Consider the following 9,118-nt stretch of genomic DNA (forward strand, 5'->3'; position numbering starts at 1 on the left):
ACACCGTTAAATGTGGGAAGAGGCTTGCTCCCGATGGCGGTGTATCAGTCAAGGCATCAGTGGCTGACACTCAGTCATCGGGGGCAAGCCCCCTCCCACAGTGGGACCGTGTTACCAGTTGCTTGCTGCGGTACTGGATTCAAATCCTTGTCGGAAATGTCCTAGATAGTCCGGCTGCACACAGCTCACAATGAATGTGGGAGGGGGCTTGCTCCCGATGGTGGTGTATCAGCCAAGGCATCAGTGGCTGACACTCAGTCATCGGGGGCAAGCCCCCTCCCACAGTGGGACCGTGTTACCAGTTGCTTGCTGCGGTACTGGACCCAGATCCTTGTCGGAAATTTCCTCGATAGTCCGGCTGCACACAGCTCACAATGTGGGAGGGGGCTTGCCCCCGATGGCGGTTTATCAGTCAAGACATCAGTGGCTGACACTCAGTCATCGGGGGCAAGCCCCCTCCCACAGTTGACCCTGTTCAGTTCAGGAAACCGGGAATGTTTCAGGGCTCTACCTGGCTCCATTGCTTGCTCAATCGCTTGTCGGATATGGGCACCTTGGTCCCCAACTGTTGGCCGAACAACGACACCCGGTATTCCTCCAACCACCAGCGATAAAGCTCCAGTTGCGGATCGCGCTTGCCTTCCTGGGTGTGTTTGTTCAGGCGGTTCTGGTACTGGGCCCACAGGCCGCTCAGTTCGGTGCTCCACACACGGTCCTTCTGCACCTGGCTCGGCAGTTTTTCCAGGCGCAGCTCGATGGCCTTGAGGTAACGCGGCAGCTCCTTGAACCACTGCGCCGGGGTCTCGCGCACAAACCCTGGGTACACCAGATGACTCAGTTGCTGCTTGATATCGTTCAACGCGACCGCCTGGGCCAGGTCGATCTTGCCCTTGAAGCGTTTTTGCAGGCCATGCCAGAGTTTCAACACGTCCAGGGTCAGGTGCGCCAGACGCTCGGCGTGTTCGGTCCAGCCGCCACGCTTGCGCTCGGCCAGCGCAGCAAGCCCGGCACCATCGCGCGGCAGATTGGCTTCGCCTTCCAGTACGCAGGTGTCGAGACTGGCGAGCAGGATATCTTCCACCAGTGCATCGATGCGCCCCAGTTCGCGATACATCAGGCCCAATTCGGTCAGCCCCGGCAATTTGCCGCGCAGGAATTTCGCCGGTTCCGCCAGTTGCTGCATCAACAGGCGCTGCAAGGCACGGCGGTGCTGGAATTCGGCCTCGGCGGCCGTGGAGAAACGCCCTTCCTTGACCGTGCCGTTTTCTTCCACCAACGCCGGGTATACCGTCATCGACAGGCCGGCGATGTTCTGCTGGGTCTTCTCAGCGACCGCCGCAAACACCTTGGCCTCCACCGGCTGCTGGCTTTTCGCAGTTTGCGGAACCGCCAGTGCCGCCTGGCTGGCCTCGGCGAAACGCGCCGTCAGCTCTGCCAAATCACGGCCTTCGCCGAGGAACTTGCCTTGGCCGTCAACCACTTCCAGGTTCATCTTCAGGTGGTTTTCCACCTGCTGCGCCGCCTCGGCCCAGGCTTCGTCGCTGACCCGCGCACCGGTCATGCGCAGCAATTCACGGCCCAGCGCCTGGGGCAGCGAGCCCTGGCCAAACTCGATGCGCTGCAGCGCCGCCTTGACGAAATCCGGCACCGGCACGAAGTTCTTGCGCAGTGCTTTGGGCAAGTTGCGCACCAGAGCGATGCACTTGGCTTCGATTACCCCCGGCACCAGCCATTCCAGGCGCTCGGCCGGCAATGCCGGCAACAGCGGCGCCGGCACGCGCAGGGTGACGCCGTCACGCGGGTGGTTGGGCTCGAAGTGGTAACTCAAGGCCAGGGCCAGGTCGCCCAGGTGCAAGGTGTCGGGGTAATGCGCGGCGGTGACTTCACTGGCTTCGCGGGCCAGCACGTCTTCCTCGCGCATGATCAGCAGTTGCGGGTCTTTCTGGCTGTTGACCTTGTACCAGCTGTCGAAGGTCGCCGTCTGGTGGATCTCTGCCGGCAGGCGCGCATCGTAGAAGGCGTAGAGGGTTTCTTCGTCGGCCAGGATGTCGCGTCGGCGCGCCTTGGCTTCCAGTTCGTCGAGCTGCTCCAGCAGTTGCTGGTTGGCCGCAAGGCACTTGGCTCGCGACTGGATTTCCCCACGCACCAGGCCTTCGCGGATAAACAGCTCGCGCGACACCACCGGATCGATCGGCCCGTAATGCACCGGCCGGCGTCCGACCACGATCAGCCCGAACAAGGTGATCTGTTCAAACGCCACCACCTGGCCGCGCTTTTTCTCCCAATGCGGCTCGAAATGGTTTTTCTTGATCAAGTGCCCGGCCAGCGGTTCGATCCAGTCGGCGTCGATCTTGGCCACCATGCGCGCATACAGCTTGGTGGTTTCCACCAGTTCGGCGGTCATCAGCCATTGCGGACGTTTCTTGCCGATGCCCGAAGAAGGGTGAATCCAGAAGCGCCGCTGACGCGCGCCCAGGTAGTCGCCGTCCTCGGTCTTCTGGCCGATCTGGCTGAGCAAGCCGGACAGCACCGCCTTGTGCAATTTCGGGAAATCGGCCGGTTCCTTGTTGATCGTCAACTGCATGTCGCGGCAGATCAAACTCAACTGGCGATGGGAGTCGCGCCATTCGCGCAGGCGCAGGTAGTTGAGGAAGTTCTTTCGACACCAGTTGCGCAGCGGGCTGGCGGTCAGTGCCTGGCGCTGTTCTTCAAAGCCGCGCCACAGATTGACCAGCCCGGCGAAGTCCGAATCCGCGTCTTTCCACTGCGCATGGGCCTGGTCGGCGGCCTGCTGGCGCTCCGGCGGACGCTCGCGCGGGTCCTGGATCGACATGGCGCTGGCGACGATCAGCACTTCCTGCAAGCTGCCCAGCTTGGCGGCTTCGAGCAGCATTCGGCCCATGCGCGGGTCCACCGGCAGGCGCGCCAGCTGGCGGCCCAACGGCGTGAGCTGGCTGTTGCGGTCCACCGCCGACAGCTCCTGAAGCAGGTTGAAACCGTCGCTGATGGCCTTGCCATCCGGCGGTTCGATAAACGGGAAGTCGGTGATTTCGCCCAGGCGCAGGTGCAGCATCTGCAGGATCACAGCGGCGAGGTTGGTGCGCAGGATTTCCGGGTCGGTAAATTCCGGGCGCCCGATAAAGTCTTCTTCGCTGTACAACCGGATGCAGATGCCCGGCTCGACCCGGCCGCAACGGCCTTTACGCTGGTTGGCACTGGCCTGGGAGATCGCCTCGATCGGCAGGCGCTGCACCTTGGCGCGGTAGCTGTAGCGGCTGATGCGCGCGGTGCCGCTATCGATCACATAACGAATGCCCGGCACGGTCAACGAGGTTTCCGCGACGTTGGTCGCCAGGACCACGCGGCGGCCCGGATGGGATTGGAAAATACGCTGTTGCTCGGCCGGTGACAGGCGCGCATACAACGGCAGGATCTCGGTGTGCTTGAGCTGGGCCTTGCGCAGCATCTCGGCGGCGTCACGAATCTCGCGTTCGCCGGGCAGGAACACCAGCACATCGCCGGGGCTGCGTCGTTCGCTGCGCTCATAGGCGGCGATTTCATCGAGGGTGGCGAGGATCGCCTGGTCGACGGTGAGGTCGTCCTCGACGCGGTTGCCCTCCTCGTCCTGTTCCAGGGTCAGCGGGCGGTACCAGGTGTCGACCGGGAACGTGCGGCCCGAGACCTCGACAATCGGCGCATCGTCGAAGTGCTTGGAGAAACGTTCAAGGTCGATGGTGGCCGAGGTGATGATGACTTTCAGGTCGGGTCGGCGCGGCAACAGCGTCTTGAGGTAACCGAGCAGGAAGTCGATGTTCAGGCTGCGCTCGTGGGCTTCGTCGACGATGATCGTGTCATAGCGCTCCAGATAGCGATCGTTCTGGGTTTCCGCCAGCAGAATACCGTCGGTCATCAGCTTGATCAGCGTATTGGAGTCGCTCTGGTCCTCGAAGCGCACCTGATAGCCGACCAACGCGCCGAGCGGCGTGGCCAGTTCTTCGGCGACACGGCTGGCAACGCTGCGCGCGGCGATCCGGCGTGGCTGGGTATGGCCGATCAGGCCGTATTGACCACGGCCGATTTCCAGGCAGATCTTCGGCAACTGGGTGGTTTTACCCGAACCGGTTTCGCCGGCAATGATCAGCACCTGGTGCTTGTTCAGCGCAGCCTTGATCTCGTCACGCTTGGCTGCAATCGGCAGGCTGTCGTCGTAACGAATCACCGGCAGGCTCGCACGCCGCGCCGTGACCTGGGCGCAGGACGCCTGCATGCGCGCCACCCACTGCGCCAGCTTTTCCTCGTCACGCTTCTTGCGCAGCTCAAGCAACTGCCGGCGCAAGCGGTGGCGGTCGGCGAGCATGGCGTGATCGAGGGTGTTGAGCAGTTGGTCGAGGGTGGGGGCTTGGTCAGTCATCAGCTACTTCGACGGTCATCTATTTATACGCGGCCAACAAGTGTGGCAGAAAAGCCGCTCATCTGGCAGGTCAAACCGGTGGGAGGGGGCAACCCCCTCCCGCAAGGGAATGCGTTACAGGGGGTCTTTTCTGCGATAGGGGAATACGTCGATGACCTTACCGGCACGTATCGCCTCCTGCAGGCCCTTCCAGTAATCGGCGTCATACAACTCGCCATGCAACTCATCGAACAACCTGCGCTGGCCGGCGTCGGCGAACAGGAACGGTGGAAACTCTTCGGGGAACACATCCAGCGGACCGATGGAGTACCAGGGTTCCGATGCCATTTCATCCTCGGGAGTGCGCGGCGTGGGAATGTGGCGGAAGTTGGCTTCGGTGAGAAAACAGATTTCATCGTAGTCGTAGAACACCACACGGCCGTGACGGGTGACGCCGAAGTTCTTGAGCAGCATGTCACCTGGGAAGATATTCGCTGCCGCCAGCTGCTTGATCGCCAGGCCGTAGTCTTCCAGGGCTTCGCGCACCTGGGCGGGGTTGGCGTTGTCGAGGTAGAGGTTGAGCGGGGTCATGCGCCGTTCGGTCCAGCAGTGGCGGATCAGGACGCTGTCGCCCTCCACTTCGACGGTGCCGGCGGCCACTTCCAGCAACTCGGCGAGGCACTCGGGCTCAAACTTGCTCAAGGGAAAGCGGAAGTCGGCGAACTCCTGGGTATCGGCCATGCGCCCTACCCGGTCGACACTTTTGACCAGCCGGTACTTCTCGATCACCGTGGCGCGGTTGACGTTTTTCGACGGTGAGAAACGGTCCTTGATGATCTTGAACACCGTGTTGAAACCCGGCAGGGTAAACACGCTCATGACCATGCCACGCACGCCCGGCGCCATGATGAATTGATCATCGGTGGTCGCCAGGTGGTTGATCAGTGCGCGGTAGAACTCCGACTTGCCGTGCTTGTAAAAGCCGATGGAGGTGTACAGCTCGGCAATGTGCTTGCCGGGCAGGATGCGTTTGAGAAAGCCGATGAACTCCGCAGGTACCGGCACATCGACCATGAAGTACGACCGGGTGAAGGAAAAGATGATCGACACGTCGGCTTCATCAGTGATCAACGCATCGATCTGGATTCCCCGCCCTTCGCGGTGCAGCAACGGGATCACCAACGGCCATTGTTCATCGCGGGTGTAGATACGTCCGACGAGGTAGGCGCCTTTATTGCGGTAAAGCACCGAGCAAAACAGCTCGACGTGCAGGTCCGGGTCTTTGCACACCCAGTCCGGCAGGTTTTCCCGCAGTTGCGCTTCCAGGCGTCGCAGGTCGGCAGGCAAGTCGGCGTAAGGCTCACTGAAGCGGTAGTCCGCGAAAATCTGCGCGAGCATGTCCGCCATCTTGCCGGCAGGCGTGTAGGTGCGGGTTTGCGCAGCCCGTGCGCGCTGCTGGCTGGGCCGCGTGGTATGAATGAACATGCAGCCATCGCTGATCAGGTCATGGCTGAACAGGCTGCAAAACACCGAGTTGTACCAGGTCTCGGACAGCTCGTCGTCAAAGCGCAGGTCGATCAGGCCGATGTAGGCACTTTTTACCAGCGGCCAGCGTTCGATGTGCTGCAACACGCCCGCATCGAACGCGGCGCACAGACGCGCCGTGACCTCCCCCACCTTCTTTTCGTAGAGGTTGATGCGCGCCGCCGAAGCGGCCTGCCCTTGCTGCCACTGGGCCTTTTCGAAACGTTCGCGCGCGCCATCGGTGATCTGGCGAAAGTGCTCACGGTAGTCGTCGAAACCGTCGAGGATCATCCGGGCGATAGCGAGGGCGGGCTGCGACATGCGGAAAACCTCGAACGGGTTGCGGGAAGCCCTGAGCTTAGCCAGTGAACCGAGGCAGGAGAAGGCCGATTTTCATTGGCGACGCTACTTAGCGATTGTGCCAACCGTAACGCTGGGCAACACTCCGCCGCCTGATTGCGTAGGAGTTTTCCGTGAAACCTGTCGACACCCTGTACTTGCTGGGACTGGCCGCCATCTGGGGTGCGAGTTTCCTGTTCATGCGCATCATCGCGCCGGAAATCGGCAGCGTGCCGACCGCGTTTTTCCGCGTATCGATCGCTGCCGCCGGCTTGTTGGTGATCCTTTCGATGATGCGCGTGAGCTGGGACTTCCAGGGCAAGTTCAAGACCGTGCTGCTGTTGGGCGTGATCAACTCCGGGATTCCGGCCACCCTGTATTCGGTAGCCGCGCAGGTACTGCCGGCGGGTTACTCGGCCATTTTCAACGCCACTACGCCATTGATGGGCGTACTGATTGGCGGGATGTTTTTCAGTGAACGCCTGACGCCGTCGAAAATCGCCGGGGTGTGCCTGGGCCTGTTCGGCGTGGGCGTGCTGACCCGGGCGGGCCCGGTGGCATTTGACCTGGATTTGTTGACGGGGGCGCTGGCGTGCTTGCTGGCCACCACCTGCTATGGCTTTGCCGGATTTCTCGCACGGCGCTGGCTGGATCAGCGCGGCGGGTTGGACAGTCGCCTGTCAGCCTTGGGCAGCATGCTCGGCGCGACGTTGTTTTTGCTGCCGTTGTTCGCTTACAGCGCCATCACTCAGCCGCCGGCAAGCTGGGGTGGCTGGCAGGTGTGGATGTCGTTGCTGGGGTTGGGCCTGGTGTGTACGGCCTTTGCCTACATTCTGTATTTTCGCCTGCTGTCATCCATCGGTCCGGTCAAGTCGATGACCGTGACCTTCATGATCCCGCCGTTCGGCGTACTGTGGGGCGCGTTGCTGCTGGACGAGCCGCTGTCGATGGCCCACGTGTATGGCGGGGTGTTGATTGCAGGGGCGTTGTGGCTGGTGTTGCGGCCACAAAAAGCAGGCGCGAGCCGCGAGCATTCCTGACCTCCCGCGGCACTCGTCGCGGGATTATTACAAATATAAGTTAAATAAACGCCCGCAATGGCCGATAACCCCTGAAAGCCTTGCGGATTGAACAATCATGCGTAATAACCAACCCGTTACCCAGCGCGAACGTACCTTCCCCGCCCAGCAACGGTTGATCTCCACCACAGATGCCAAGGGTGTGATTACCTACTGCAACGACGCCTTTGTCGAAATCAGTGGGTTCAGCCGCGACGAACTGGTCCGTGCCCCGCACAATCTGGTGCGTCACCCGGATGTTCCGGCGGCGGTGTTCTCGCACATGTGGTCGACGCTCAAACAAGGCTTGCCATGGATGGGCATTGTCAAGAATCGCTGCAAGACCGGTGATCACTACTGGGTTAACGCCTATGTGACGCCGATCTTCGACGGCAACCAGGTAATCGGCTACGAATCGGTGCGCATCAAGCCCACCGCCGAGCAGATACGCCGGGCCGAAGCGCTCTATCAACGCATCAACCAGGGCAAGTCGGCCGTTCCCCGGCGGGACAAGTGGCTGCCGGTGCTGCAGGACTGGCTGCCATTTATCCTGGTCAGCCAGTTGAGCTTCATGATCGGCGCCACCCTCACTTCCCATTGGGGCTTTGCCTTGGCGGCAGGGCTGTCGGTGCCGCTGGGCCTGCTCGGCCTGAGCTGGCAGCAGCGCGGCCTCAAGCGTTTGCTGCGCCTGGCCGAGCAGACCACCTCCGACCCGCTGATCGCGCAGATGTACACCGACAGCCGTGGCGCCCAGGCGCGCCTGGAGATGTCGATCCTCAGCCAGGAAGCGCGCCTGAAGACCTGCCTCACCCGCCTGCAGGACACTGCCGAACACCTCAACGATCAGGCGGCGCAGTCCAACACCCTGGCGCACAACAGCTCCAGCGGCCTGGAGCGTCAACGCGTGGAGACCGAACAAGTCGCCACGGCGGTCAACCAGATGGCGGCGACCACCCAGGAAGTCGCCAGCCATGTGCAGCGCACGGCGGATGCCACCCAGGAAGCCAATCGCCTGACCGGCCGTGGCCGCGATATCGCCGGGGAAACCCGCGAGGCGATCCAGCGCCTGTCGGTGGCCGTAGGCGAGACGGGCGTGACCGTCACGCAACTGGCCAAGGACAGCGACGAAATCGGCGGTGTGGTGGATGTGATCAAAGGTATCGCCGACCAGACCAACCTGCTGGCGTTGAACGCCGCCATCGAAGCGGCGCGTGCCGGCGAGATGGGCCGTGGGTTTGCGGTGGTGGCTGATGAAGTGCGCCAGTTGGCGCAACGCACCACCGAATCGACCGGGCAGATCCATGCCCTGATCGCCAAGCTGCAGCACACCGCCAGCGCTGCCGTGCAAACCATGGACGCCGGGCATCGTCAGGCCGAAGAAGGTGTGGCACGGGTGATGGAAGCGGATCAGGCGCTGGTGGGCATCAGTGAAGCGGTGGCCAATATTACCGACATGACCACTCAGATCGCCGCCGCGACCGAAGAGCAAAGCGCGGTTGCTGAAGAGATCAGCCGCAATATCAGCACGATTGCGCTGCTGGCGGACCAGACCTCGGAACAGGCGATGAACTCGGCGCAGTTGAGTGAAGAGCTGACGCATACCGCCAATACCCAGTACTCGCTGGTGGAGCGTTTTAACCGGTAGCCATAGGTATCTACACAACTCTGTAGCGCCCAACCGTAACCACGATGCGAAGCGAGCCGCTCTTGATCTTGATCTTGATCTGCTTGTGATCCTAGGCGCCCCGTTAAACCACGCTGGCCGAACGCAGGCTTGAATCCGTGGGTAACCCGGCAGGACGCCGGG

At 61.9% G+C, this 9,118-nt stretch carries 4 protein-coding genes; 2 read left to right on the forward strand and 2 right to left on the reverse strand.

From position 1 onward, the window contains the following. Window positions 1-499 precede the first annotated feature (499 nt). Together hrpA and aceK are read right to left on the reverse strand one after the other, a co-directional pair. Entirely contained in the window at window positions 500-4,411 is a 3,912-nt protein-coding gene (hrpA, locus tag BFP93_RS19410) for an ATP-dependent RNA helicase HrpA (protein WP_065894407.1), read from the reverse strand. 114 nt (window positions 4,412-4,525) lie between these two features. After that, window positions 4,526-6,235, reverse strand: coding sequence for a bifunctional isocitrate dehydrogenase kinase/phosphatase (gene aceK, locus BFP93_RS19415; protein WP_065894408.1), 1,710 nt, complete (start codon window positions 6,233-6,235; stop codon window positions 4,526-4,528). A gap of 152 nt (window positions 6,236-6,387) precedes the next feature. On the opposite strand from aceK, the gene BFP93_RS19420 reads away from it, so the two are divergent. Together BFP93_RS19420 and BFP93_RS19425 are read left to right on the forward strand one after the other, a co-directional pair. Next, the gene (locus BFP93_RS19420) at window positions 6,388-7,293 is read left to right on the forward strand and encodes a DMT family transporter (protein WP_065894409.1); all 906 of its coding nucleotides are present in this window, start codon (window positions 6,388-6,390) and stop codon (window positions 7,291-7,293) included. Window positions 7,294-7,390: 97 nt separating this feature from the next. Then, a complete protein-coding gene (locus BFP93_RS19425; protein ID WP_065894410.1) occupies window positions 7,391-8,956 on the forward strand; it encodes a methyl-accepting chemotaxis protein in 1,566 nt (521 codons plus the stop codon). The last annotated feature ends 162 nt before the right edge of the window (window positions 8,957-9,118 follow it).

Source organism: Pseudomonas sp. 44 R 15 (genome assembly GCF_900004965.1).
In the GTDB taxonomy this organism is placed as follows: domain Bacteria; phylum Pseudomonadota; class Gammaproteobacteria; order Pseudomonadales; family Pseudomonadaceae; genus Aquipseudomonas; species Aquipseudomonas orientalis_A.

Bases quoted from the DNA above. Each gene is read 5' to 3' on its own strand.
- hrpA (WP_065894407.1), bottom strand. From the start codon at position 4,411: ATGACTGACCAAGCCCCCACCCTCGACCAACTGCTCAACACCCTCGAT.
- aceK (WP_065894408.1), bottom strand. From the start codon at position 6,235: ATGTCGCAGCCCGCCCTCGCTATCGCCCGGATGATCCTCGACGGTTTC.
- BFP93_RS19425 (WP_065894410.1), top strand. From the start codon at position 7,391: ATGCGTAATAACCAACCCGTTACCCAGCGCGAACGTACCTTCCCCGCC.